We start from the raw sequence: 24,381 nt of genomic DNA, 5'->3' as shown, positions 1-24,381 counted from the left end.
CACTTATACTTGCACGGCAGCAACGGCACTGGAGGCTGCGGTGACGAGAACTCTGATACTGGCTTTGCTGGGCTTGTGGCTCGGCGCATCGGCTTACGCTCAGGAGGAGCTGCTTGTGCGGTCCTTCCTGCCGTCGTCCCGGTCGGTCGCGGCAGATGACTGGGCAACCGTTTTCATGGCCTGGACAAATGCGGGGGACGGGGTTGCGGCGAACTGCACGATCCGGATGAACCCGTCGCAACTGACGCCTCCGAACGAATTCTTCGTGCACGAAATCGATGAGAACGGGGCTTTCCTGCTCAACCAGACACGACAGGTCTTCGATTTGCCGGCAGGGACCACCCGGCACTTCATCATCGGAATTCGGCCCCGGCCTGGTGCGTTCAACAGCGACTGGTTCGGCACCGGCGATGTCATCAATTATGGGCCATACTTCTATCATTACTGTACCGAGACAGCGTCTGGGACAGTTTCATCGGCACTGAGTACAGACGCCGCCCTCCTCGACATTTTCGGATTCGGCGAGCGGGCGCCCGCGGACATCCTTCCCGTGATCGTCACCCCGAGCGGCGACGGCATCCTGCGCATCGATCCGGAAACGGGAATCGGCCTTGCCAGTGTTGCAGCGATAAATCTCGGTGAGTCCGCCGACCTGATCTTCAATCTCGAGGCATTCGCAGACCTGGACGTTCTTGCCTGCCGGTCCGATGCGAACGGCGCCTGTCTGACCTCGCGGGGCGCCGCCGTGCCGCTGTCGCTGGCCACCAACGAAATCGCCTATTTCAGCATTGTCGTCAGGGATCGCGCCCGGTCTCGTATCCCCCTCGCCCCGGCCTTCGTCCGGCTCTGGGTTCGTTTCGACGAATTGTCGGATACCGACATCGGCAGTCTGAGTAGTACGTCCGTCGCGGTCACTGACGACGGCGTGTCGGGTGAACCAATCGCGGTTACGGGAATCTGGCGGACCGGGCGGCGCGATACGGCAATGTCCCTCAGGCTGACCCCTGACGGCCGCTACATCCTCTACTCATCGAACTACAATCCGGGCCGGTCAGCCGGATATTCGATCGAGTCGACCGGAACCTTCGTCGCCAGTCCGGGTGATGCGATCATTTCCATCGCTGGTACACCCGATGTCGAATTCGACAACGATGAGGGCTTTTCAGCCACCATCAGCGTGAGCGACGGCATGATGACGCTCGCGCACCGTCAAGACACGCAGCGCGCCGTCATGACCCGTTCGATGACGGACGTCTCGATTGCCGGCGAGTATGTCGTTCGGGAAGAGACCCACAGCCATCGCGCGCCGTTCGACCCGGACCGGCCCCGCGTCGTGATTTCCGAGACCGGCGATATTTCGGGCGAGATTCCCGACGTGCCGCCGAACCGGCCGCCGACAGGCGATTTGTGCACGATCAGCGGCAATCTCTATTCCGGGATCAATCTGTCCGGATGTTCGCTGACGTTGAACCGCCAGGTCGCAGCCTATTATCCGCTCGAGTTTTCACGCGAAACCGGAAGGGTGACGGTCGCGCATATGACGATACTGCGCGGGAATGGCATGCGGGAGTTCGGTCTGTACGCACCGGACTTGCGTTAGGAGTGCTGAACAAAAAAACCCCCGGCCGATGGCCGGGGGTTTTGAAATCTCGTAACGCCGGAGCGGATCAGTCGTCGCGGTGGACGCGCTCGTTGCGTTCGTGGCGTTCCTGGGCCTCGATCGACAGGGTCGCGACCGGGCGGGCGTCGAGGCGGGCGACGCCGATCGGCTCGCCGGTCTCCTCGCAATAGCCGTAGGTGCCTTCGTCGATGCGGCGCAGCGCGGAGTCGATCTTGGCGATCAGCTTGCGCTGGCGATCACGGGCGCGCAGTTCCAGCGACCGGTCGGTTTCGGTGGAGGCGCGATCCGCCAGATCCGGCTGGGTGCCCATGTCTTCCTGAAGTACGGACAGCGTCGTCTTGCTCTCGCGAAGGATTTCTTCCTTCCAGGCCATCAGCTTGCGGCGGAAGTATTCCTTCTGGCGTTCATTCATGAACGGCTCGTCGGAGCTCGGCATGTAGCCGGACGGAAGCTCGATCCGGGATTCCTTGACCGCAGAAGTCATCGTCCTCTCCCCTTTCGACTCTCGCCCCTCCCTCGTGAGGCGGGGCGGGAATAAGTCACGCAGCGCTTCAAGTCAACGCGCAGGCGCTGTTGCACGCATACTTCGTGCCGTCACAAATACGTCAACAAAAACAGGAAGATCAGGCGTCGTATTTGGCCAATTCGACGGCTGCACGGACCTCGACTTCGTCGAGCATCGCCTCAAGACGCGGATCCTGGGTTTCATCCCGCCGACTCTTGAGAATATCCATCAGGGCGACCAGGCGCTGGCGCGGCACTCCGCCTTCCAGCAGGGCCAGTTTCAGATCGTCGAGCACGTCGAGCAGGCTCATCGCCCGTTCGGTGGCCCGCTTCTTCGCCTCGCGGAAATCGCCGACCGACTGGAGGGCCAGAAGCGCGTCGACCGACCCCAGCGCCGATGCGCTGCTCGTCGCGACGGCGGCACGTGCCGATTGCGGCGTCTCGATCGAGAAGCCGTCTCCGGACGAGGAAGAACCGCCCTTGCGGCGGGCCGCGCTGGTCTGTTCGGTCGGACGGGGGCCAGTGATTTTCATCGCGGGTCAGTGTCGCCGTTCAATGGTTAATGCCTCGTTTGAAGCCTTGACGTGCGCCGCGTTAACAGGGGCTAAACGCGCGCTGCGCGAGGCGGCAGAATTTGCCGGATTGCGCGCGGAGCGGCGGATATTGCCGCCCTGTCCGACCGGCTCCTGAACGGCTTCAGTGCTGTTTTTCCTTGGTTTTTCGTCACACCCGCGATGGCACGCACTTCGCAGAGCATGTTCCGGATCCACGGGAGAAACCCGACCATGCGTCTTGCGAAACCCATCCTCGCCCTCGCCCTGGCCATCGCCGGGGTTTTCGTGCTGACCCTTCCGGCCCACGCCCAGACCCGGATCAAGGACATCGCCGATGTCGAAGGCGTGCGGGAGAACCAGCTGGTGGGCTACGGCCTCGTCGTCGGCCTCGACGGCACCGGGGATTCGCTCCGCAATGCCGCCTTCACCCGCCAGTCCCTGTCGGCGATGCTGGAGCGGTTCGACGTCAATACCCGCGACGCCAATCTCAATACCCGAAACACCGCGGCGGTGATGATCACTGCCCACCTGCCGCCCTTTGCCACTGCCGGCTCGCGGATCGATGTGACGGTGTCGGCTATCGGCGACGCCCAGTCGCTGCAGGGCGGCACGCTGATCGCGACCGCGCTGATGGGCGCGGACGGGCAGGTCTATGCCGTGGCGCAGGGGTCGGTTGCGGTCGGCGGCTTCGATGCCGGCGGCGATGCGGCCAGCGTCACTCGCGGTGTGCCGACGTCAGGCCGGATCTCGAACGGCGCGCTGATCGAGCGCGAGCTGCGCTTCGACATCGCCAATCTGCCGAGCATCCGCCTGGCGCTGCGCAATCCGGACTTCACCACGGCCAGCCGCATGGCCGAGGCGATCAACGCCTATCTCGGCGCCACCGCCGCCCGGGCCACCGACCCCGCCACGGTCGAACTCAGCCGTCCCGACTATTTCGAAGGCGACATGATCGCGCTGATCAGCGAGATTGAACAGCTGCGCGTCCGCCCCGACCTGCCCGCCCGCGTCGTGATCGACGAATCCACCGGCACGATCGTGATGGGCGAGAATGTCCGCGTGTCCACCGTTGCCATTGCGCAGGGCAATCTGACCATCTCCGTGACCGAGGCCCCGCAGGTCAGCCAACCCGGCCCGCTGTCGGACGGGGAAACTGTCGTGGTGCCGCGCACCCAGGTCGATGTCGTCGAGGACATGGCCCAGCTCGGCGTGATGGAGGAAGGTGCTTCTCTGCGCGATCTCGTCGACGGGCTCAACGCACTCGGCGTCAGCCCGCGCGACATGATCGCCATCCTGCAGGCCATCAAGGCTGCAGGGGCCCTGCAGGCCGAAATCGAGGTCCTGTAACACGATGACCGGTATGCCCTCAGCCGACGCACAACTGGCCCAGGTCCTGGCGGGACGCGGCAGTGGCCGCGCGCCGGAAATGCGCCAGGTCGCCAACGAAGCCGAGGCGCGCCAGGTCGCGGAAGAGTTCGAAGCCTTCTTCCTGTCGCAGATACTCGAGCAGATGTTCACCGGCGTCGGTGAGAACAATCCGTTCGGCGGCGGATCGGGCGAACAGGCGTTTCGCGGCCTGCTGAACGAGGAATACGCCAAGGTGATGGCCCGCGCCGGCGGGCTGGGCCTCAGCGACAATCTCACCACCGAAATCCTGCGCTACCAGGAAGCGGGAGGCGACGCATGAGCACGCTTGCAGCCGACACGCCTGGCGAACGCGCCGACGCCCTGATCCGCCTGACGCGGCGGTTGACCGAATTGCTGGAGAAGGAAACCGCGCTGTTCAATGCGCGGCGGCCGCTCGACACCGAGGATTTCCAGCACGAAAAGACGCGCCTTGCGACGCTCTACCGGCGCGAGATCGGCGCGGTGAAGGAAGACCCGTCACGTCTCGCCGGAATTCCGGAAACGGCAAAGCGGACGCTGAAAGAGGTGACGGAGCGCTTTACCGAAGCGCTTCATGCCAATGGCATGGCGGTCGATACGCTACGCGTCCTGACGGAAGGCGTGATCCGTTCGGTCGCCGAAGAGGCGGGACGCCAGCGCGATACTCTGAATGGATACGGGCCGGGCATTTCGCCCTCGCCCAGGACGGCGGGAGCCCCTGCCGTGGCGGTCAACCGAACCGCTTGAGCCGTCCGTCGTCCTCGTTGGCGGCCATCAGGCTGAGCTCGACGGCTTCGTCGCCGTGTCCGTGTCCACGGTCGGCAATCTCGAACCGGATACGTTGACCGACGAGCAATTCACCAAGACCGCTGCGTACGACTTCCGTGGCCTGGACCAGGACATCGCGCCCGCCGCCAAACGGCGTGATGAAACCGAAGCCCTGATCGGCATTGAAGAATTTTACGGTTCCGTGGGGCATGACCCGTGCTCCGGCATGAATGACACAAACGCACCCGCTAAACGGCTTACGGCCCAACACGCCGTACGGTTCAGGGCGCCGGTCCGAATCTGTCTCGTATTCTCAACGACAGGCGCTGCTGACCGTTCCCGGCAGCCATCACGCGCCCTGTTCCGGGCGCAACCACGCCTCGATCAGGTGATGGGCGCGATCTAGGCGCGCATTCGGGCAGAAAGGTGACACGTTTCCGGCGGGAAGTTGAAACCTGAATGGCAATTCATGTTTCAGCGGGTAGCGGCTATGCGCCACCGGTCAGGCGGGACAGGCCGGCCGCATAATTCGCATACTGCGCCTGGATATAGGCCGGAACCGTGCCGCCGCCCTTGCCCTTCTTGTTGCCGTTCAGCAAATCCTTGACCGATTGCGGCGTGGTCAGGTCACGGTAGGCCCGCTGGATCACGCTCATCGCCTCTTCGAGCGCCTTGACCGCAGTCGCCGCCTTGTCGCGCGTGTCGAGCTTCATCGTGGCCGGCAGGCCGAGCGCGAACAGGGGCGGCGCATCCGAGGTCGTGTCCGCGTTCAGCAGCGACGGCTTCTTGTGCACCGCGCCGGGTTGAATGCCGAGGCCCTTGAGGGCGTCGCGCCCCTCCACACCGGAGAAGAGCTCGATGGTGACGTTTTCCTTCGGCGTGATGCGCAGCTGGTCGCCCGCAGACGACCGGCGCACATCGGCCGTGCCGTCGAGCACGAGCGCGGCGTTGATCTTGAAGGTCAGGGACCGGATCGTGTCGTCGCTGTCGATGGTGATCTTCTTGCGGCGCCCGCCATCGACCGAGATGAAGAAATGGTCGCCATCGCGCACCGAGGTGCGGTCGGTGACGACACGGGAGTCGGAATAGGTCAGCGCGCCGCGCGGCAGGCCGAGCGCGGACAGCACGCTGTCGCCTTCGGCGTCGACGGCGATACCGGTCGCTTCGGATATACCGCCGCGACCGGAAATCTGCTGCGTCCAGCCAAGCCCGCCCGTCGCGCCGTCGATTTCGGCGACAAAGGCGTTGCGCGTTCCGTTGAGAGTGGAGCCCGGCAGACTGCCCGTCGTCTTGCCGGAGACGTAGAGTTTGCCGCCGGACACCTGAAGCGCGGCGGCACTGTCGTCGGCATCGGAGCCGATGAAAGTCGTCCAGGCGACGCTGGCGCTGGCGCCGTCGGTCAGCTTCACGACCATGGCGTCGCGTCCGCCGGCATTGGCGGCGAGCGGCGCGGACGGCGCGAAGGCGGACCCCGCCGCGCCGGTCAGATAGATATCCGTTCCGTCGACCGCGATGCTGCCGATGCGCCCGCCGTCGAGATCGCCGAGATCGGTTTCCCAGAGCGCCGCACCCGTGCCGTCAGCGCTGGAATATTTGCGCAGGATGGCGCGGCCATCTTCCTCGCTGGCGACCAGCAGGCCGCCATCGTCGGCGACGGCGATCGCCTTGGCGCGCTCCTCGCCGGTATCGCCGACGCGGCGCGTCCATTGATGCGTGCCGTCTTCGGAAATCGCCCGGACATATCCGTCCCACGCGCCGCCGGCATGGGCGGTGTCGCCAAAGCCCGATTTGGCTTCGCCCGCGACATAGACCGTGCCGTCGCTGCCGAGCGTGACCGAAGTTGTGCGGTCGTCCGCGGTGCCGCCGAAACGCTGCAGCCATTGCTCGACGCCGGCAGTATTGTATTTCGCGACGAAACTGTCCTCGCCGCCGACATTCGTGGTGGTTCCCAGCGTGCCCTTGACCGTGCCGGACACGACGACATTGCCCGAGGCATCGACGGCGATCGACGCGCCTTCGGCTTCACCGGCGGCGCCCAGCGTGCGCGTCCAGACCACCCGGCCGGTGGAGTCGCGCTTCTGCAGGACAAGATCGGTCTCGCCCTTGATCGTCTGCCCCTCGATGCCAGAAGCGGTCTCACCGACGACATAGACCCCGCCATCGCTCGACACGGCGGTGGCCCGGACGGTCAGCGGATTGGTCTCGGTCGTGGTCTTGGTCTCGCCGGCATCGTTCGTGGTCTCGGTCGAGTCGGGTGTGGCTTCGATGCGGCGCGTATAGTCGACCACCGGCGTGCCGGAACCGAGATCGGTCAGGCGGACGAGTTGGCCGGCGCTGTCCTCGCCGATTCCCGTGACGCCTGCGAGATAGACCGCCGGCGAAGAGGTCGAGGTGGAAAAGCTGACCTGCTCGGTCAGAACGCCCTGGATGTGGAAGCCGAAATCGTTTCCGGGAATGACGCCGCTGTCGTCCTTCTCCCCGATCTTCACGCGCTCGAACCGGGTCAGGATGCCGGCGGCCTCGAGCTGCGTGTTGATGTGGGCGGCGATGTTGTCGAGGTTGCGAACGGTCGCGCCCATATCGGCGAGATCGATGTTGATATCCTGGGTCGTACCCGACTTCTTGACCGAGACGGTGAATTGCACATTGCCGGTCAGGCTCGCGACCTCGGCGTCGAAATCTCCGGTGTGAATGATGCCGGTGGTATATTCCGACGTGCCGCGATTGATCGCGACACCGCTCTCGACCTTCGAGAGCTGCTCGCCCTTCAGAAGAGTGACGCCTTCGAGATCGAGTTCGTTGAAGACATCCTCGAACTGCGACAAGCCCTGCGCGAAGCGGTTGTCGAGAAAGTTGCGGCGGGTGTCTGTCGTGGTCTTGTCGGCCGCTTCCAGTGCGAGCGCGTGCATGCGCCGCAGGCCCTGATACATGGAAAAGAGGTTCTTGTAGTCATCCGGCGCGTCAAGATCCGCGAAGCTGCCGAGATTTTTCTCGAAGAATATGCCGGTCGCCAACGCCTTGCGCGACAGGCTCTCGGCGTCGGCAATCTCACCGCGCACGTCCCAGGGCGGCAGAACCGCGGACGCGCTGGAGGATTGCTGGCCATTGCCGGTGGAGGCGCCGGACGGGCGCGGAGATGCGTTCGCCAGACGCACCGCGTTCTTGGCCTGATACCAGCCCTGCAGGGCCGTCAGATCGAAGCCGATAATGTCCGCCACGGAAAACTCCGTTCGCCCATGAAGGAACAGTGTCGCGCGGACGCCTTAGGAAAGCGTTGAGAAAGCCGGTTAATTGCCTGCAGCCAAAGCGATCAGACGGCGAGCTTCAACGACATCGGCTCGGTGACGATTGCGGCCGTCTCGGAGGCGGCCGTCCGCTCCGGATCGACATGCATGGCATTGATCGCGACCAGGTCGGGGCGGCGCAGACACAGCGCCACGAGTTCGGCGGCCGAGACCTCCGCCGCGCGTTCCCCGAGCTCGGCATAGATCGCGGCGCAGAAGCCGAAATCCTCGGGATAGTCGATCGTCCAGCGCATGCGGGCGACCGCCCCGCCGGGGCCGGTGAGATTGGCGGTTCTCAGTTCCGGATGGCTTCGCATCCAGGGCGTGACCTGCTCACGGTCGCGGGCCCATTCCGCTTCGCGATCGGCACGCGCCAGCAGGCGGGCAGAGAACACCTCGCAGTCGAGACCGTCAGGAAAGGCCGCGGGCATGGTGTTGGCGGCATAGTCCGCGCCCGACTGCGCGTAGAGATCGACGACGCGCTGGCAGATCTCCGGATCGATGAAGGGGCTGTCGCCGTTCACGCGCATGACGGTTTCGCAATCGGCTTCGCGTGCCGCCTTTGCGTAACGGGAGAGCACATCATTCTCGCGGCCGCGCACGAGCATGTAGCCGGAATCGAGGATTTCCTCGGCCAGCTCGTCATCGCTTTCGATATCGGGAATGGCCGCCACGACGAGGCCGGCGGACGGAATGCGAGCGCACCGGTCGAGACAGCGCAGAATCGCACTGCGCTCCCCCAGCGCTTCGAGGATCTTGCCCTCGACATGGCGCGACCCCATGCGCGCCTGAACGATTACGGCGAGCGACATTTCCCCCTCCGCCGTTGCCAAGCGAAGTGTCGCGCCGGAGCGCTAACGAGGGGTAAAGGTCCGCCTGCGGACCGGATTATTGCGCGAGCAGAAGAAGGCCGCGCAGTGCATAGGCCACCGCACCGGTCACCAGGAGGCTACCGACCCACAACAGGGCGAACCACCCCAGCCGCCTGGCGAGCCTCCTGCGGCGCTCAGTGATAGGCACCGGCCTCGGCCTTTCCGCGGAAAATCCAGTACACATAGGCGGTGTAGCCAAGGATGATCGGCAACAGCACGACGGTCCCGACCAGCATGAGGGAAAGGGCATTGTCCCGCGCCGCCGCCTCATGAACGGTGATGCTGAACGGCACGATGTGCGGGAAGATCGAGACGGCGAGCCCGGCGAAGCCGGAAAGGAAGACGCCGACGGTCGCGAGATAGGCCATGTAGTCCGGACCCTTCATCGCGAAGCGCCAGATTGCGAGCGACGCAATCGCGCCGAGGATCGGGATGACCGCGAATTTCGCGAACTGGCCCAGATCCAGTCCACCTTCGAGCGACACACCCCAGCGCGCAATGATGTCGCCGCCGAGGGACAACGTCGCGAGGCTGACCGCACCGAGCGCAATCGCGACGCCGACGAGCAGCGACCGGACCCAGACGCGGGCGCGGCGCTGCAATTCACCATCGGTCTTGAACACCAGCCAGGCTGCGCCAAGCAGGGCGTAGCCGGCGACGAGTCCTGCCGCGACCAGAAGGGTGTAGGGCGTCAGCCAGTCGAACGGGCCGCCGGCAAAGCTGCGGCCCTCGATCGTGATGCCTTGCAGGAAGCCGCCGAGCACGAAGCCCTGCGCGATCGCCGCGACGGTCGAGCCGGCCGCGAAGGCCACCGTCCACCATTTCTTGCCGGACTTGCGGCCGTGGGCGCGGAATTCGAAGGCGACGCCGCGGAAAATGAGCGCGGTCAGCATGATGCCGACCGGCAGATAGAGGGCCGGCATGATGATGGCGTAGGCGAGCGGGAAGGCCGCGAACAGGCCGCCGCCGCCGAGCACCAGCCAGGTCTCGTTGCCGTCCCAGACCGGCGCGATGGAGGCGACCATGGTGTCGCGTTCCTTCGGACTGGCCAGCGGGAAGAGAATCCCGACGCCGAGATCGAACCCGTCGAGCAGAACGTAGAGCGCTACCGCCGTGGCGATAATAATCGCCCAGATGAGAGGGAGATCCATGGTCAGTTCTCCTGTGCGCCGGCGGCGAGCGCATCGGCAGGCGCGCTCTGGGGTTCGGGGTGGTCACGGCCTTCCGCTTCCGGACCGTTTCCGAGAATGCGTAGGATGAACAGCGCCCCGGCGCTGAACACGATGGCGTAGACCACCATGAAGACGAGCAGCGAGGCGGCGACCTGTCCTGCCTCGACAGGGGACACGGCATCAGCTGTGCGCAGGACGCCGTAGACGACATAGGGCTGGCGCCCGACCTCGGCGGTGATCCAGCCTGCCAGGATGGCGATGAAGCCCGACGGCCCCATGGCGAGCGCAGCCCAGTGCAGCAGGCTCGCCTTGTGCGTCGTACCGCGCCACCATGTCCAGGCGCCCCACAAGCCGAGTGCGATCATCAGCAGCCCAAGACCCACCATGACCCGGAAGGCCCAGAAGGTGATGAAGACCGGCGGCCGGTCCTCGGCGGCGAAGGCGTTCAGTCCTTCAAGTTCGGCCGACGCGTCACCGGCGACCACCCAGCTGCCAAGGCCGGGAATGCCGAGTTCGAAATGGTTGGTTTCGTTCTCCTGGTCCGGCCAGGCGAAGAGCAGGGTCGGCTGACCCGGGCGGGTCTCCCACCAGCCTTCCATCGCTGCGACCTTGGCGGGCTGGTATTCGTGCGCGACCGTGCCGCTCTCGTGGCCGATGAGGAGCTGGGCCGGAGCCAGGACGGCGATCGTCAGGATCGCCATGCGCGCCATGATGGTGACTTCCTCGCCCGGGCGCTTGCGGATCCACTGCCAGGCCGCCGTTGCGAGCACAACCAGCGCGGTCGTGAGGTAGGCTGCCGTCACCATGTGCGCGAAACGCGACGGGAAGGACGGGTTGAAGATCACCTCCATCCAGCTCGTCGCGAAGAAGCGACCGTCCTCGATGGCGAAACCCTGCGGGGTCTGCATCCAGGAATTCGCCGACAGGATCCAGAAGGCCGAGACCAGCGTGCCGAGCGCGACAATCACGGTCGAGGCGAAGTGGAGGCGCGGTCCGACCAGCTTCCAGCCGAACAGCATGATGCCGAGGAAGGAGGCTTCGAGGAAGAAGGCGGTGAGCACTTCATATCCGAGCAGCGGCCCCAGCACGCTGCCGGTCTGATCCGCGAAGACCGACCAGTTGGTGCCGAACTGGTAGCTCATGACCACGCCGGAGACGACACCCATGCCGAAGGCGAGCGCGAACACCTTCACCCAGAAGCGGTAGAGCGTGCGGAAGCTTTCCCGCTTGGTGAAGAGATGCAGCCCTTCCAGCACGGCGAGGAAGCTCGCCAGCCCGATCGTGAAGGACGGGAAGATGATGTGGAAGGCAATGGTGAAGGCGAACTGGAGCCGCGACAGCAACAGGGCGTCGAATTCCATGGCGTGCCTCTCGCGCGTCTGCTTTAGCTTCCTCTAAATCATGATCCGTCAGCGGACACCATGCGGCGCGTGATCTCGCACGCGGCGTAGGGTTATTTCGCCCGGACCGGCTTGACCGCATAGGGGCCGGTGGTCTGCGTCACGTCGCTGTTGATCGCGGCGATCTCCGGATGGGCTTCCAGGAAGGCTAACACATCACCGAGCGTGAAGTCCGGATTGACCGGGTAAAGCGCCTCGATGATGGCGGATACGGCCTCGAAATCGGCTTCCTCGTCGACCGAGAGACGCACGTCCGGCGCGTCGATGTCGATCGGGGTGATGCCATTCCGCAGGCCATTGTCCGGGTTCTTGATCCACGGCGTGACATGCTCGCGGTCATGCTTCGTGACGGCCTTTGCGTGCGCCGTCATCAGCGCCTCACGTGTGAAAACCTCGACCGAGGTCCCGCACGGCAGGCGCAGCTCCGGGCCGACCGTCGCGTAGTCGTAGTCATCGCGATGATCGAGGAACCAGCCGACCTGGCTGTCGACGATGCCAGGGTCCATCAAGGGGCAATCACTGGTGACGCGCACGATCACGTCCGCTTCCGGGGTGCAGGTCTCCGCGGCGCCGGCAAAGCGGGCGAGTACGTCGTTCTCCGACCCGCGAAACACCGGCAGGCCCTGACGCTTCGCGAACGCCTCGAGCGGGTCGTCGGCGGCTTTCTCAGTGATGGCCAGAACCATCCTGTCGATGGTGTTCGCCCTTTGCAGACGGCGAAGCTGATGGAGCAGAAGCGGTTCTCCGAGGACCGGCATCAACACCTTGCCCGGCAGCCGCGAGGAGGTCATGCGCGCCTGGATAATCGCCGTGACGGTCATAATCGCCTTCCCGGAGCAGACTCCGTGAGAAATCGTTAACCCGGATCACCCCCAACTGGTCCACTGGACCGACTCACTTTGGGGGGCCGCGCTTGGCGCGAATCCTATTCATAGGCGCCGGAGCGTTTCAACTTCCCGCCATTCGGCGCGCGAAGGCGGATGGTCATTTCGTGATCGGTTGCGACCGGGACACCAGCGCCGCCGGCGCACCGCTGTGCGACGTGTTCGAACCGGTCGATATCTTCGACCGCCAGGCCTGTCTTGAAGCCGCAAAGCGCCACGCCATCGACGCGGTGACCGTGTTCGCGACGGAAGCGGGCGTGCCCGCCACGGCGCTGATCGCGGAAACGCTGGGCCTGCCGGGCCTGCCTGTCGCCTCGGCGGCAGCGGTGACCAACAAGCTCGTCATGCGCACGCGCTTTGCCGAGGCCGGACTGCCCTCCCCCGAATTTCATGGCTGCGACACGCCGGACCAGGCGATCGCCGCCTTCGACCGGATCGGCCGCCCCTGCGTGGTGAAACCCTCCAACGGTGCGGGATCGCGCGGGGTCTCCTATGTCGGCAAGCGCGAACAGGTCGCCGCCGCCTTCCTCGCCGCCAAGGCGCTGACCCGCGGTGCGCCGGTCGTGGTCGAGCGCTTCATGCCGGGCCGCGAAGTCGCGGTCGAAGGCTTCGTCCAGAATGGCGTGTTCCGGCTGATGTGCATCAGCGACAAGATCCGCACAGGTCCGCCCTTCCTGCTCGACACGCGCATTCACTTCCCGTCCTGGCGCGACGCCGCCGAACAGGCCGCGATCACCGACGTCGCCACGCGCGCCGTCACTGCACTCGGCATCGACAACGCGCCGGTGCACATGGAATTGATGATGACCGACGGCGGGCCGCACCTCGTCGAGGTCGCCGCGCGCGGCGCGGGCTTCCACGTCTTCGCCGAGATCGTGCCGTGGGTGACGGGCGTCGATACGCTCGGCCTGCAATTGGCGCTCGCTCTGGGCGAGACGTTCGGGGCACCGGACACGCCGCTGCGCGGGGCGGTGCTGGACTTCCCGAAGGTCGAACCGGGACGGCTCGAAGCCGTTCACGGCTGGGAGCGGGTCACCCGCCACGCCGACACGTTGTTCGCGATGCGGCTCAAAGGGATTGGCGACACCGTCGAACCGCTGCGCTCCGGCGCGGACCGGGTCGCCGCGATCGCCGTACGCGGCGAAACCGCCAGCGCGGCGCAGGCGACGCTCGACGGCTTCTATGAGACCCTCGACTTCGTGACGCGGCCCGTACGGTCCGTGGCGCAGGCCCATGCGTGAGCTTCCCGCAGCGCTGACGTTTGACCTCGACCCGGATATTTTCGACGAGTCGATTTCCTCCTCGAATGCGCGGACGCGCCTCAGCTGGCGCGGCATTTCCGAGGGGGTTCCGGCGATCCGCGCCGCGCTCGACGTCTTCGCGCCGGGTATTCCGGTGACGTGGTTTGTCCGCGTCGACAACCAGATCGCCGACATTTACGGGCGGCCGGGACATCTGCTGGAGCAGCACCGCGGCCTGTTCGAGGATTTGCGCGCCCGCGGCGACGAAATCGCCTGGCACCCTCACCTCTATCGCCGCAAGGATGAAGGTTGGGAGCAGGAAACCGACGACGCTGCCCTCCTGACCGCGATGCAGGCGGCGATCGCCGACATGCGGGCGCTGGGGTTCGAGCCGCGCTGCGGGCGGATCGGGGAGGCCTATGGCTCGACCGGGCTGATGGCGGCGTTCGATGCCTGCGGCATTCCCTACGATTCCACCGCCATGTCAGGCCGCAAGCGCATCGATGGCGAACGCTCGATCGACTGGCTCGACACGCCACGAACCGCCTACCGCCCGTCGAAGTCCGATCACCGCGTGCCGGGGAGCCCTGCACATGACGTGATCGAAATCCCGATGTCGATGCTGAAGGTGAAGGCCGACTACGATGCCGAACCCTTCCTCAGATATCTCGACCTGTCCTACCGCACCGAAGCTGTTGCCTGTGGCATGGACAGTTTGGTCTCTGAAGCCCCCTATCTGGTGGCGGTAACGCATCCGAGCGCGCTGATGCCGGACTTCGCGCCGATGGGCGGGCATGGCCTGTTGTCGTTCGACCTTGAGAACATGACGCGGACGCTGCGCCTGCTCGCCGAGACGGCGGCGGCGAAGTGCCGCGAACTGACCTTCACGACGCTGGGTGCGCTGGGTGACCGGATCGCAGAGGAGCTGGGACGCGATGCGGACGCGGCTTGAATCCCGGCTCTCCGGCCTGACCGGCCGGCCCCATTGCGTGCTGACCGGACGGGGGGCGGCGGCGATCTGGCTGGCGCTGAAAGCCTTCGCCGAGCGCGCACCTGAGCGCACGGGCGTCATCCTGCCGGTGACGCTCTGCACCAGCCCGCCGGCGGTCGTGATCCATGCAGGGCTGAACCCGGTCTTCTGCGATACGGATCCGGAGACGGGCAATCTCTGCCCGAAAGCCTTTTCGAAACTGCTGGCGGAGCGGGACGACATTCTCTGCGTCCTCGCGGCGCATCTCTATGGCGAACCGGCGGACATGCCGGCCATCGCCGCGGCTTGCGACCGGTCTGGCGTTTTCCTGGTCGAGGACGCGGCACAGGCGCTCGGGGCTGACGGCATCGGCACCTATGGCGATGTCACGATCCTGAGTTTCGGGCACACCAAGATCGTCGAGGCGGGCGGAGGCGGCGCGGCGCTGACGCGCGATCCGGTTCTCGCTGCCGCGATGCAGCGCAAGGCCGACGCCCTGCCGGAAAAGTCGCCGAAGGCCTCGGCGTGGGCGGAGACCTATCGGTCGACCTATTACGCCGCGCAATCGGTCTGGGATGGCTCGCCGGAGGCGAAGGAATGGGTCGGGGCGGTCTGCCGGGCCGAACCGGGTCTCTACCTCTACCGCCTGGCCGAGGGGCAGACCGGGCTGATCCTTTCGGCAGTCGAACGCCTCGACGCGGAAATCGCCGGCCGCCGCGAGCGTGCGAAAGCCTATGACCGGGCCTTTGCCGGGATGGGAACGCCCCTGAAACGGACCGGCGCGGGCGTGCCTTGGCGCTACGGGTTGATGCTGACAAGCGATGTCCGCGATGCCGCCGCCACCGCCCTGCGCGAAGCCGGGATCGACGCCAGCTGCTGGTACCCCTCCTGCGCCCCCTTCTTCGGCGACCGGGGTCAGTACCCCGGTGGCGAGGCGATCGAGCGCGGCATCCTCAATCTCTGGGTCGATGACCGCGCCGATGAGGCGCGGATCGAACGCAGTGCAGCGATCGTCAGCAATGTCTTAACCGGCGCAGCGGCGAATGGCGGAAGGCAATACGGCTAGGCGATGATCACGCTCGTCGACACCACGCTTCGCGACGGCAGCTACCGGGTCGGGTTCGGCTTCACCGGGGCACAGACCTTTGCGCTGGTGCAGGGCCTCGAAGCCGTCGGCATTCCGGCGGTCGAAGTGGGTCACGGGCTGGGCTTGGGAGCCTGCCGGGCGCCGGGCATCGCCTCGGCGGAAGACGACCTCACCTATATGCAGGCCGCGCGGATGGCGGCCCGCAACGCGAAGGTCGGCGTCTTCGCCATGCCGAAATTCGCCACCGAAGACGACATCGATGCCGCCGCCGAGGCGGGAATGGACTTCATCCGGATCGGCATGGATGCGGCGCGCTATGAACAGGGCGAGGCGCTGGTCCGCCGCGCGCGCGCCAAAGGGCTGCACACGCTCGGCTTCCTGATGAAGTCCTACACGCTGCCGGTCGAGGATCTTCGCATTGCCGCGCCGCGCATCGCGGAATGGGGGGCCGACGGCTTCCTGATCGTCGACAGCGCCGGCGGCATGACGCCGGACAGCGTGCGGGCCTATGTCCGCGCCGTGATCGAGACCACCGGAAAGCCCTGCGGCTTTCACGGGCACAACAATCTGGAACTCGCCGTCGGCAATGCCTTCGCGGCGGTCGAAGCCGGGGCGACGATCCTCGACGCCTCGCTGAAAGGCCTCGGCCGGTCGTCCGGCAATGCCTCGCTTGAGGCACTCACCGCTGCACTCAATCGCGCCGGTCACGACACCGGGATCGACCCGGTGAGGCTGGCGCGGCTCGCCGACAAGCATGTGCGTAATGCCGATCTCGCCGAATGGAACGAGGCGGACCTGGTGCAGGGCATGGCCTATGTCCATTCCGGCATGCAGGACCGGATCGATGCGCTGGCTGCTGAATACTCGCTCGATCCGGCTGCCCTCACCCTCGCCGCCGGTGCGGCGCTGGGCGGGTTGGACCTGACCGAAGACCAGCTGGCCGCCATCGCGCGCGACCTGGCCGGGCATGCAGACACTGAAGAGGAGCGCGCCGTTGGCTGAACACCGACCCGTTGATTTCTGGCGCGGAGATTTCGGCTCCGAATATATCGGCCGCAATTCGGCGAATGCCGCCGCCGTGCGCCAGCGCACGCGCAGCTGGGGCTGCTATCTTCAGAACATCCTGCCCGACCTGCCGCGCTCCATCCTGGAAGTCGGCTGTTCGGTCGGCATCAATCTGAGGGCGCTCAACAATCTGGTAGATGCGGAGCTGCACGGGCTGGAACCCAATGAGGCCGCCCGTCGGGTGCTGGCCGACGAGGGCGTGCTGCCGAAGTCGCACATCCATGAGGGCGAGGCGAAGTCCCTGCCCTTCAAGGACGGTCAGTTCGAGATGACGTTCACGACGGGCGTGCTGATCCATGTGCCGCCAAGCGAGCTGCCGGCGGCGATCGACGAGCTTCATCGCGTCTCCTCCAAATACATCCTGATGAGCGAGTATTTCGCGCACGAGCCGGAAGAGAAGACCTATCGCGGCCAGCAGGGCCTCTTGTTCAAGCGCGATTTCGGCGGCTTCATGCTCGACCGTCACCCCGAGCTGACCATTGTCGATTACGGCTTCCAGTGGATGCGCGCCGGCGCCGCTGACAACGGCCATTGGTGGCTGTTCCGGAAGTAGGCGCTACTCCGCCTTGAAGCAGATCGCGTAATAGAACTCGATCTGCGCCTCGGCATGTTCCTCGACCGAGCGGCCCGGAATGACGCTGTCGAACGCGCCGAGTGCCAGCACAGAGAGATCGTCGAGACTGTCGAAATACGCCATCACCTGTCCGGTGCGGAAATCGCCATCCCTGATGAGGTAGCGATTGGGGCCGAGACGCTCGGATGGCTCGCGCAGATAATGCCCCGGTCCCGCCGAGACGATGAAGGCCAGTCCGCCCGGCTTCACGACGCGGGCGTACTCGGCGAAGGCGGCCCGAAGCCCCTTGGTGTCGTCCTCGTAGTGGATGACGTTCAGCCCCAGAACGATGTCGAAGAATCCGTCCTCGTGCGGGATGGACCGGTTGGTGCCGGTGCGCACATCGACCGTCAGGCCCTGGATCTCCGCTGCTTCACGCGAGATCGCCGCCATGGCGTCATTCACCTCGACGCCGAAACATTGCGCCCCGCGATCATGGAAGGGGACGAGATTGTTGAGATACATCGCGCCCATATCGAGCACGCGCGTGTCCGGGCCGATGTCGAGCTTCACGCCGGAATAGCGGCCGGCGAACAGCGCCCGCATCATCAGTTCGCTGGGGTGGTGGCGGATGAAGGCCGCCCGGTTGAGACCGAGATTGCCCTTGCCCCAGCTGTCCGACTTTCCGCTCATGCCGCGCGCAACACTTCGGAGCGCTTGGCGAGCGGGCAGAACATCATCCAGCGCCCGCCCATGGCCCCGTCATCCGTGAGATGCGGATCGATCGGATGGACGCCATGCACGAGGTCGGATTTCAGCAGCAGCACATCGCCAAAGCGCAGATTGGGCTCCTCGAAATGGTGGCCCGTTGCAGAGAGATAGTAGTTGCCGCCTTCGGTGAAGTCCTCGCCCATCTGCGACAGGATCAATATGCACTGGAAGGCATACTGGTCCCGGTGCGCGGCCAGAAAATCCCCGCCCCTGCGGTACTGGATCACGCTCGGCCAGGAGACATATTCGCAACCGGCGCGCATGCCGGTGTCCGGCGCGAAGCCGCTGGCGAGATTGCGGAACCGCATCAGGCCCTGCGAGATGGCGGGGATATCTGCGTGTGCCTGCGTGTTCCACGGGAAGAATTGCGACAGCACAAAGCGCGTCGGACGGTTCGACCCCAGAGGCTTGTCGACGATCTTCACGTGATCCGGCGTGCCTTCGTTGTAGGCCATGTTGCCGGACAGGCCATTGGCCTGCCGGAAGCGGAAGACATGGTCGCGCAATTCCAGCAGCCGGTCGCGGGACCACAGCCCGCGAATGACGGCGGACTCGCTTCTGAGCGTGGCGTCGAGTTCCATCCGCCAGCGCTTCGCCTCGGCGATCATCGCGTCGAGCGAGCTTTCCTCGAATATCCGCATGGGGCTGTGTCCAGGCTCGAATCAGATGCGCCAACGCTAGCGAGGCGGGGCTTAACCGCGCGCTAAAAGCGAAGCGGCGCCCCGGGTCCCCGGAGCGCCGCCCAATGCTTCTCGATGGCGTTCGGTCTAGCCGCCGCGCAGCAGGTTGAGGATGATCTGCGGCTGCGAGTTGGCGATGGACAGGGCCTGCACGCCGAGCTGTTGCTTGACCTGCAGCGCCTGCAGGCGGGCACCTTCGACCGCAAGGTCGGCATCGACGAGATTGCCGACACCCTCGGTCAGGGAGTCCATCAGCTTCCCGACGAATTTCGAGTGCGCCTCGATCTTCTTCAGGTCGGAACCGAGATTGGCCAGCGCCTGGTTGACGTTGTCGAGGCTCGACTTGATCTGCGACACGGCGGCCGAGGCCAGCGTGACGGTGCCGAGGCTCGAGGTCGACGGCACGGTGATGATCGACCCCCCGAGGCTGAAGCTCTGGGCGCCCAGCGTGACCGACCGGGAGGCGTCTGCGTCGGCAAGGAAGGCGATGCCACCGGTGATCGAACCGTTGAGCATGTTCGCCCCGTCGAACTCGGCGTTCGCCAGGATGACCTGGACCTGTTCGATCAGCGCCTTGAAGTCAGCGTCATAGGCCTGGCGGGAAAAAGTATCGATGGACGGGTCCATCGCCGCGGTCGCCTTCTCGCGCATCTCGACGAGGAGATCGGAGATGGCCTCGCCTGCCGCGAGCGCCACATCGCCGATCGTCGTGGCCCGGTCGAGGCTGGTCTGGACCGCGCCGAGCGCCTTGACGTCAGACCGCATGTTCTGGGCCACGGCGTAGATCGCCGAATTGTCCTTCGCGCCGCCGATCTTGAGTCCGGTGTTCAGCCGGTTCTGAACGTCGTTCAGCTGATCATTGGTCTTGTTGAGGTTCTGAAGGGCGATCATCGCCGCCGTGTTGGTATGGATCGACAGGGTCATGGTGGTCCCCCTCCTGGCCGTCATTCTGTGCCTTGCGCTCACGGGCGCGTTCGGAGGAGGTGTCGCAATCAGCGTGCCGTTGAGCGCATTCGCCTTACTCGTTTTATTTCAATGACTTGAAAAACATGAAAACCTGCCGGCGAAACGCAGGCAGGCAAAATTCGCCGGGTCAGCCCGGCAGAAACAACCGCGAGACCGGGTCGATCAGGCGCGTTTGTCGACGAGTCCGGCCTGGCGCGTGCGAAGGTATTCCTTCAGCTCGACCATCTCCTTTTGCGGCCATTGACGCACAATTTCGCCGGTCTCGCTGTCGACCAGGTTGTAGACGAACATGCCGGAACTCTCGTGCTTCTGGATCGACAGGCGCGATCCTTCGAGAGCGGTTCCAGCCAGGCGGTCAATCGCCTCGCGCATGCGCTCGATGTCGGCCTTGCGCTCGTCCTGCGACTTTGCCTCGGCATCGGCATTTCGCGTGGCCACGGCCGCACTCGCCTCGATGGCGCGCGGTGCTGCGGCGGGCTTTTCGGCGACCGTGGCCGCGGCCGTCGCCAGTTTGATCAGTTCTATCATCTCCGTTCATCGGCGGATGTCCGCCGACCCTCCAGAGCTAACGGGCGGGCGGCGGGGGAGGAACCCAACCAACACCCCGCCGCCCGTGACCGCTTAGCGGAAGTATCCGAGGATCGAGCTCGGCGCCGAATTGGCGATCGAGAGGGCCTGGATACCCAGCTGTTGCTTGACCTGCAGGGACTGCAGACGCGCGCTTTCCTTGGCCAGATCCGCATCGACCAGGTTGCCGATACCCTTTTCGAGGGCGTCAGACAGCTTGCCGACGAAGGTCTTGTGGATTTCCAGCGCCTTGGCGCCGGTACCCAGACGGGCGAGCGAGGCGTTCAGGTTGTCGAGCGACGTTTCGATCGCCGAAACCTGAGTGGCCGCAGCCGCTGCCGTGCCGAAGGAGGCCGTGGCCGCAACCGTCACGACACCGCCGCCGAGCGAGAGGTTCTCGTCGAGGATGGTGATCGTGTTGGAGCCGTCGGAGTTTGCCAGCGCAGAGATGCTGGTAACGGAGTTGTTGATCAGGTTCGTGCCGTTGAACTCGGCATTCGAGATGATCGTGGAGACCTGGTCACGCAGGGCCTTGAAGTCTTCGTTCAGGGCCGTACGCGACGCGGTGTCGAGCGAGGTGTCGGCACCGGCCAGCGCCTTTTCCTTCATCTCCACGAGGAGATCGGAAATCGCTTCACCGGCGGCGAGCGCCACGTCCGTCGTCGAAACGGCAAGATCGATCGAGTTGCGGACCGCGGCATAGCCGGCCACATCGGCGCGCATCGACTGGGCGATGGCGAAGATGCCGCCATTGTCCTTGGCCGACGAGACCGCCAGACCGGTGTTGATCCGGGCCTGGGTCTGCTCCAGCTCCATATTGGTGCGATTGAGGTTTTGCAGGGCGACCATCGCGCCCGCATTGGTATTGATCGTGGCCATTTTAGCCATCTCCCATTCTGGTTCATGTCGCCAGCGTTTTGCCGGCCATATCCGGCGGGGGTATCAAACCCCCGCCGAATTCGAGTGACCGCGATTAGCGGAAGTAGCCGAGGATCGAGCTCGGAGCCGAGTTGGCGATCGAGAGCGCCTGGATGCCCAGCTGCTGCTTGACCTGCAGCGACTGCAACCGCGCGCTTTCCTTCGCCAGATCCGCGTCGACCAGGTTGCCGATGCCCTTTTCGAGAGCGTCAGACAGCTTGCCGACGAAGGTCTTGTGGATTTCGAGCGACTTCGACGCCGTACCCAGGCGGGCCAGCGACGCATTCAGGTTGTCGAGCGACGACCCGATCTGGCTGACGATGTTGTCGGCCTGAGTGGCCGTGGAGAAGGACGCGTTGGTCGCGATCGTGATGATCGAACCGGACAGCGCCAGATCCTCGTCGGCGACCGTGATCGTGTTCGAACCGTCGGAATTGGCCAGGGCCGAAATGCCGGCGGTGGAACCGTCGATCAGGTTGGTGCCGTTGAATTCGGCGTTCGAGATGATCGTCTTGATCTGGTCACGAAGGGCACCGAAGTCGGCGTTCAGGGCCGTACGCGAAGCGGTATCCAGCGAGGAGTCCGCCGCCGCCAGGGCCTTTTCCTTCATTTCCACGAGAAGATCGGAGATCGCCTCACCCGCGGCCAGGGCCACGTCCGTCGTCGAGACGGCAAGGTCGATCGAGTTGCGGACGGCCTTGTAGCCGGCCACGTCAGCGCGCATCGACTGGGCGATGGCGAAGATGCCGCCATTGTCCTTGGCCGACGAAACCGCCAGACCCGTATTGATGCGGGACTGAACCTGTTCGAGTTGCTGATTGGTCTTGTTGAGGTTTTGCAGGGCGACCATAGCGCCCGCATTGGTATTGATCGTGGCCATTTTAGCCATCTCCCTTTCTGGTCCTATGCACCGGCGTTTTGCCGGCAGGGTCTTCTGACCCGTCGGGAAGCGTCGCAAGAATGAGGCCAGACAAGGGGTTGACGGGGGCGTTAATCCCGATTCGCGTGATTCGGCCGGGTGATTCGTTTTCCGTTCCGGTCGCTCCGGTTAACGCCGAAGCGGCAGGAATTGCCGGGTTTTGCATGAAAAAGCCCGGCAGAATGTGCCGGGCAGGCAGAATTTTCCCTGTGACCCGTCCCCAAAAAGGGGCGGGGCCGCCCGGGTGGAAGGCGGCCCCGTTCGTCCCTACCGGAAGAAGGACAGGATGGATTGCGGCGACTGGTTCGCGATGGACAGGGCCTGGATCCCCAGCTGCTGCTTGACTTGCAGCGACTGAAGCTTGGCACTCTCCCGCGCGAGGTCCGCATCCACCAGGTTACCGATCCCCTCGGTCAGCGCATCCGACAGCTTGGTCACGAAGGTCGAGTGGATCTCGAGAGCCTTCGACTTCGTTCCCAGGCGCGCCAGTGAGGCGTTGACGTTGTCGAGCGAGGTCCCCAGCTGGCTGGCAATCGTATCGGCCTGCGTCGCCGTCGAGAACGACGCCGTCGCTGCGATAGTGATGACCGAGCCGGTCAGGGTGAGATTCTCGTCGAGCACGGTGATCGTGTTGGAGCCGTCAGCATTGGCCAGGGCCGTGATGCTGGCGGTCGAGTTGTTGATCAGGTTGGTCCCGTTGAACTCGGCATTGCTGACGATCGTGCTGATCTGATCGCGCAGCGCCTTGAAGTCCTCGTTCAACGCGGTCCGGCTGGCAGCGTCGAGCGACGTGTCCGCTGCTGCCAGGGCCTTCTCCTTCATCTCGATGATCAGGTCGGAAATGGCCTCACCCGCCGCGAGGGCGACGTCTACCGTCGACACCGCGCGGTTGAGCGAGTCCTGAACGGCCTTGTAGCCGCTCACTTCCGAGCGCATCCGCTGGGCAATGGCATAGATGCCGCCATTGTCCTTCGCGCCGGCCACGGAGAGGCCGGTGTTGATGCGCGACTGGACCTGTTCAAGCTCCATATTGGTCCGGTTCAGGTTCTGCAGGGCGACCATCGCCCCGGCATTGGTGTTGACGGAATTCGTCATCGTTGGGTTCCTCCATTCTGGAAGCAGAAACCGGCGGCGCGTTCGTGCGCCGCCGAATGGACGTTTTGTCCTGCGGGCGAAGGCGCAATTCCCGCGCCATTTCCGCCGCAAACACGCAACCGGAACCCGTTGTTTCAAATGACTTTTTTCTGAGCCTGGGCGATATGCGAAAAGGCCCGGCGAAAGCTGCCGGGCCGTTCGGGTCAGTCGTGCAGAAATTGCCGGGAGGTCAGCCCGCCGCGGCCATGGGCTGGCGCTGGGCCGCCGGAGAGGGTTCGAGCCCCTGCATGATGGTGCGGTTGATCTCGATCAGCGTGTCGATGTCGGCGCCGCCACGCATCACGGCGGAAGAGTGTCTCGATACGAAGAGCGACAGCGAGATGATGCCGGCGCGCAGCGCGTCGGGCAGCTTGTTGTCACGGTCGGAGCAGTCGAGCGCCAGAGCGCTCCAGACGCGCCGGTTCCAGTCGAGCGCATCGGCCAGCGCGCGGAGATCGCCGTCGGCCTTGGCCTGCCTGGCGTTCATCAGCGCGCGCGTCACCTGCGCGAAAAGACGGTATTCGGTTGCGCGCGGGTCTTCGCTACGAGTCGCCGCGGTCTGGTATGCCTGTACCGACACTGCTCAGCCTCTTGTCTTCGAACTCGATGAGTTTCCGGCAGCGGATCAGAGCCTTGTAGTACTCGCCCGCCATCACATCCCTGGATACCGACACGCATTCGGCCATCGCCTCGGTGTCGCTTATGGCTCCCATGAATTCGGTCATTCGCATGACGAATTCGTCGTAGACGCCACTGTCCTGTTTCTCTGACAGGTACATCATCATCACGGGGAAATAGATCCGCCGCGCCGGCGTGGTGACTTCCTCGGCATGCATGATGTCCTTCTCGCGAAGGACGGATGCCTTGTTCTGAAGCACCAGCGTCGCCCGCTTCTCGCCATTCTGGACAACCGCGCCGTTCAACACGAAGCGTTCGCCGGGCTTGAGCGAGAGTTTCAGCGGCATGGAGCAACTTCCCCCTTCACAGGACCCTTTTTGGGGCCGTGAAGCGACAGGTTAGTCAAGGGAGCGTGAACAAAGGGTTTCGCGCCGGACGCGCTTCTGC

General features: G+C 64.8%; 26 protein-coding genes. 9 read left to right on the top strand and 17 right to left on the bottom strand.

Features of this window, described 5'->3' with window-relative positions; genetic code table 11:
- Positions 1-40 precede the first annotated feature (40 nt).
- Positions 41-1,600: a hypothetical protein gene (locus tag ACFOOR_RS13415; protein ID WP_343163098.1), complete on the top strand. Its 1,560-nt coding sequence runs from the start codon at positions 41-43 to the stop codon at positions 1,598-1,600.
- Between the two features lie 67 nt (positions 1,601-1,667).
- On the opposite strand, the gene dksA is transcribed toward ACFOOR_RS13415, so the two are convergent.
- Both dksA and ACFOOR_RS13405 read right to left on the bottom strand, forming a co-directional pair.
- Entirely contained in the window at positions 1,668-2,105 is a 438-nt protein-coding gene (gene dksA, locus ACFOOR_RS13410) for an RNA polymerase-binding protein DksA (protein ID WP_236954331.1), read from the bottom strand.
- 139 nt (positions 2,106-2,244) lie between these two features.
- Positions 2,245-2,658, bottom strand: coding sequence for a flagellar assembly protein FliX (locus ACFOOR_RS13405; RefSeq protein ID WP_343163097.1), 414 nt, complete (start codon positions 2,656-2,658; stop codon positions 2,245-2,247).
- Between the two features lie 252 nt (positions 2,659-2,910).
- Between ACFOOR_RS13405 and ACFOOR_RS13400 the strand changes: the two genes are divergently transcribed.
- Genes ACFOOR_RS13400 through ACFOOR_RS13390 form a run of 3 tightly spaced genes read left to right on the top strand, consistent with a single transcriptional unit; the run spans position 2,911 to position 4,812 of the window.
- Positions 2,911-4,026 carry a flagellar basal body P-ring protein FlgI gene (locus tag ACFOOR_RS13400; RefSeq protein WP_343163096.1) on the top strand — a complete coding sequence of 372 codons (1,116 nt, stop codon included), beginning with the start codon at positions 2,911-2,913 and terminating at the stop codon, positions 4,024-4,026.
- Positions 4,027-4,030: 4 nt separating this feature from the next.
- Complete coding sequence (locus tag ACFOOR_RS13395) at positions 4,031-4,366, top strand: rod-binding protein (protein ID WP_380214776.1); 336 nt, start codon at positions 4,031-4,033, stop codon at positions 4,364-4,366.
- On the top strand, positions 4,363-4,812 hold the full coding sequence (locus ACFOOR_RS13390; protein ID WP_343163094.1) for a flagellar basal-body protein FlbY: 450 nt from the start codon (positions 4,363-4,365) through the stop codon (positions 4,810-4,812). The genes ACFOOR_RS13395 and ACFOOR_RS13390 overlap by 4 nt, the downstream gene beginning before the upstream one ends.
- Here ACFOOR_RS13390 and ACFOOR_RS13385 read toward each other — a convergent pair.
- The 6 genes from ACFOOR_RS13385 to ACFOOR_RS13360 form a co-directional block, all read right to left on the bottom strand.
- Positions 4,796-5,044, bottom strand: a complete 249-nt coding sequence (locus ACFOOR_RS13385; RefSeq protein WP_343163093.1) for a cold-shock protein — start codon at positions 5,042-5,044, stop codon at positions 4,796-4,798. The genes ACFOOR_RS13390 and ACFOOR_RS13385 overlap by 17 nt on opposite strands.
- A gap of 277 nt (positions 5,045-5,321) precedes the next feature.
- Entirely contained in the window at positions 5,322-8,051 is a 2,730-nt protein-coding gene (locus ACFOOR_RS13380; RefSeq protein ID WP_343163092.1) for a hypothetical protein, read from the bottom strand.
- Between the two features lie 92 nt (positions 8,052-8,143).
- Positions 8,144-8,929 carry a glycosyltransferase family protein gene (locus ACFOOR_RS13375; protein ID WP_343163091.1) on the bottom strand — a complete coding sequence of 262 codons (786 nt, stop codon included), beginning with the start codon at positions 8,927-8,929 and terminating at the stop codon, positions 8,144-8,146.
- Positions 8,930-9,123: 194 nt separating this feature from the next.
- Positions 9,124-10,140 carry a cytochrome d ubiquinol oxidase subunit II gene (cydB, locus tag ACFOOR_RS13370; RefSeq protein ID WP_343163090.1) on the bottom strand — a complete coding sequence of 339 codons (1,017 nt, stop codon included), beginning with the start codon at positions 10,138-10,140 and terminating at the stop codon, positions 9,124-9,126.
- Positions 10,141-10,142: 2 nt separating this feature from the next.
- Positions 10,143-11,522: a cytochrome ubiquinol oxidase subunit I gene (locus tag ACFOOR_RS13365; RefSeq protein ID WP_343163089.1), complete on the bottom strand. Its 1,380-nt coding sequence runs from the start codon at positions 11,520-11,522 to the stop codon at positions 10,143-10,145.
- A 92-nt stretch (positions 11,523-11,614) separates the two neighbouring features.
- On the bottom strand, positions 11,615-12,382 hold the full coding sequence (locus tag ACFOOR_RS13360) for a glycosyltransferase family protein (protein WP_343163088.1): 768 nt from the start codon (positions 12,380-12,382) through the stop codon (positions 11,615-11,617).
- A 170-nt stretch (positions 12,383-12,552) separates the two neighbouring features.
- Between ACFOOR_RS13360 and ACFOOR_RS13355 the strand changes: the two genes are divergently transcribed.
- The 5 genes from ACFOOR_RS13355 to ACFOOR_RS13335 are packed head-to-tail and all read left to right on the top strand — an operon-like array spanning position 12,553 to position 17,361.
- Positions 12,553-13,686 (top strand): ATP-grasp domain-containing protein, encoded by a 1,134-nt coding sequence (locus ACFOOR_RS13355; protein ID WP_343163087.1) that lies wholly within the window; start codon positions 12,553-12,555, stop codon positions 13,684-13,686.
- Positions 13,679-14,638 (top strand): hypothetical protein, encoded by a 960-nt coding sequence (locus ACFOOR_RS13350; RefSeq protein ID WP_343163086.1) that lies wholly within the window; start codon positions 13,679-13,681, stop codon positions 14,636-14,638. Before ACFOOR_RS13355 ends, ACFOOR_RS13350 begins: the two co-directional genes overlap by 8 nt.
- A complete protein-coding gene (locus ACFOOR_RS13345; RefSeq protein WP_343163085.1) occupies positions 14,622-15,722 on the top strand; it encodes a DegT/DnrJ/EryC1/StrS family aminotransferase in 1,101 nt (366 codons plus the stop codon). The genes ACFOOR_RS13350 and ACFOOR_RS13345 overlap by 17 nt, the downstream gene beginning before the upstream one ends.
- A gap of 3 nt (positions 15,723-15,725) precedes the next feature.
- Entirely contained in the window at positions 15,726-16,745 is a 1,020-nt protein-coding gene (locus tag ACFOOR_RS13340; RefSeq protein WP_343163084.1) for a hypothetical protein, read from the top strand.
- Positions 16,738-17,361, top strand: coding sequence for a pseudaminic acid biosynthesis-associated methylase (locus ACFOOR_RS13335; RefSeq protein ID WP_343163083.1), 624 nt, complete (start codon positions 16,738-16,740; stop codon positions 17,359-17,361). The genes ACFOOR_RS13340 and ACFOOR_RS13335 overlap by 8 nt, the downstream gene beginning before the upstream one ends.
- Before the next feature lie 3 nt (positions 17,362-17,364).
- On the opposite strand, the gene ACFOOR_RS13330 is transcribed toward ACFOOR_RS13335, so the two are convergent.
- The 9 genes from ACFOOR_RS13330 to flbT form a co-directional block, all read right to left on the bottom strand.
- Positions 17,365-18,054 (bottom strand): class I SAM-dependent methyltransferase, encoded by a 690-nt coding sequence (locus ACFOOR_RS13330; RefSeq protein WP_343163082.1) that lies wholly within the window; start codon positions 18,052-18,054, stop codon positions 17,365-17,367.
- Complete coding sequence (locus tag ACFOOR_RS13325) at positions 18,051-18,773, bottom strand: hypothetical protein (RefSeq protein ID WP_343163081.1); 723 nt, start codon at positions 18,771-18,773, stop codon at positions 18,051-18,053. The genes ACFOOR_RS13330 and ACFOOR_RS13325 overlap by 4 nt, the downstream gene beginning before the upstream one ends.
- Positions 18,774-18,899: 126 nt before the next feature.
- On the bottom strand, positions 18,900-19,736 hold the full coding sequence (locus ACFOOR_RS13320) for a flagellin (protein WP_343163080.1): 837 nt from the start codon (positions 19,734-19,736) through the stop codon (positions 18,900-18,902).
- A gap of 204 nt (positions 19,737-19,940) precedes the next feature.
- Positions 19,941-20,306: a flagellar protein FlaG gene (locus ACFOOR_RS13315; RefSeq protein WP_343163079.1), complete on the bottom strand. Its 366-nt coding sequence runs from the start codon at positions 20,304-20,306 to the stop codon at positions 19,941-19,943.
- Positions 20,307-20,399: 93 nt separating this feature from the next.
- Positions 20,400-21,224: a flagellin gene (locus ACFOOR_RS13310; RefSeq protein WP_343163078.1), complete on the bottom strand. Its 825-nt coding sequence runs from the start codon at positions 21,222-21,224 to the stop codon at positions 20,400-20,402.
- A gap of 94 nt (positions 21,225-21,318) precedes the next feature.
- Positions 21,319-22,143 carry a flagellin gene (locus tag ACFOOR_RS13305; RefSeq protein WP_343163077.1) on the bottom strand — a complete coding sequence of 275 codons (825 nt, stop codon included), beginning with the start codon at positions 22,141-22,143 and terminating at the stop codon, positions 21,319-21,321.
- 306 nt (positions 22,144-22,449) lie between these two features.
- Entirely contained in the window at positions 22,450-23,277 is an 828-nt protein-coding gene (locus tag ACFOOR_RS13300) for a flagellin (RefSeq protein WP_343163076.1), read from the bottom strand.
- A 229-nt stretch (positions 23,278-23,506) separates the two neighbouring features.
- Entirely contained in the window at positions 23,507-23,896 is a 390-nt protein-coding gene (gene flaF / locus ACFOOR_RS13295) for a flagellar biosynthesis regulator FlaF (RefSeq protein ID WP_343163075.1), read from the bottom strand.
- Positions 23,859-24,281, bottom strand: a complete 423-nt coding sequence (gene flbT / locus ACFOOR_RS13290; RefSeq protein ID WP_343163074.1) for a flagellar biosynthesis repressor FlbT — start codon at positions 24,279-24,281, stop codon at positions 23,859-23,861. Before flbT ends, flaF begins: the two co-directional genes overlap by 38 nt.
- Positions 24,282-24,381: the final 100 nt, after the last annotated feature.

The organism is Hyphobacterium vulgare, from assembly GCF_042643335.1.
GTDB lineage: Bacteria > Pseudomonadota > Alphaproteobacteria > Caulobacterales > Maricaulaceae > Hyphobacterium > Hyphobacterium vulgare.
The sequence above is the reverse complement of the archived record's forward strand: the minus strand, read 5'-3'. Positions and strand labels throughout refer to the sequence as shown.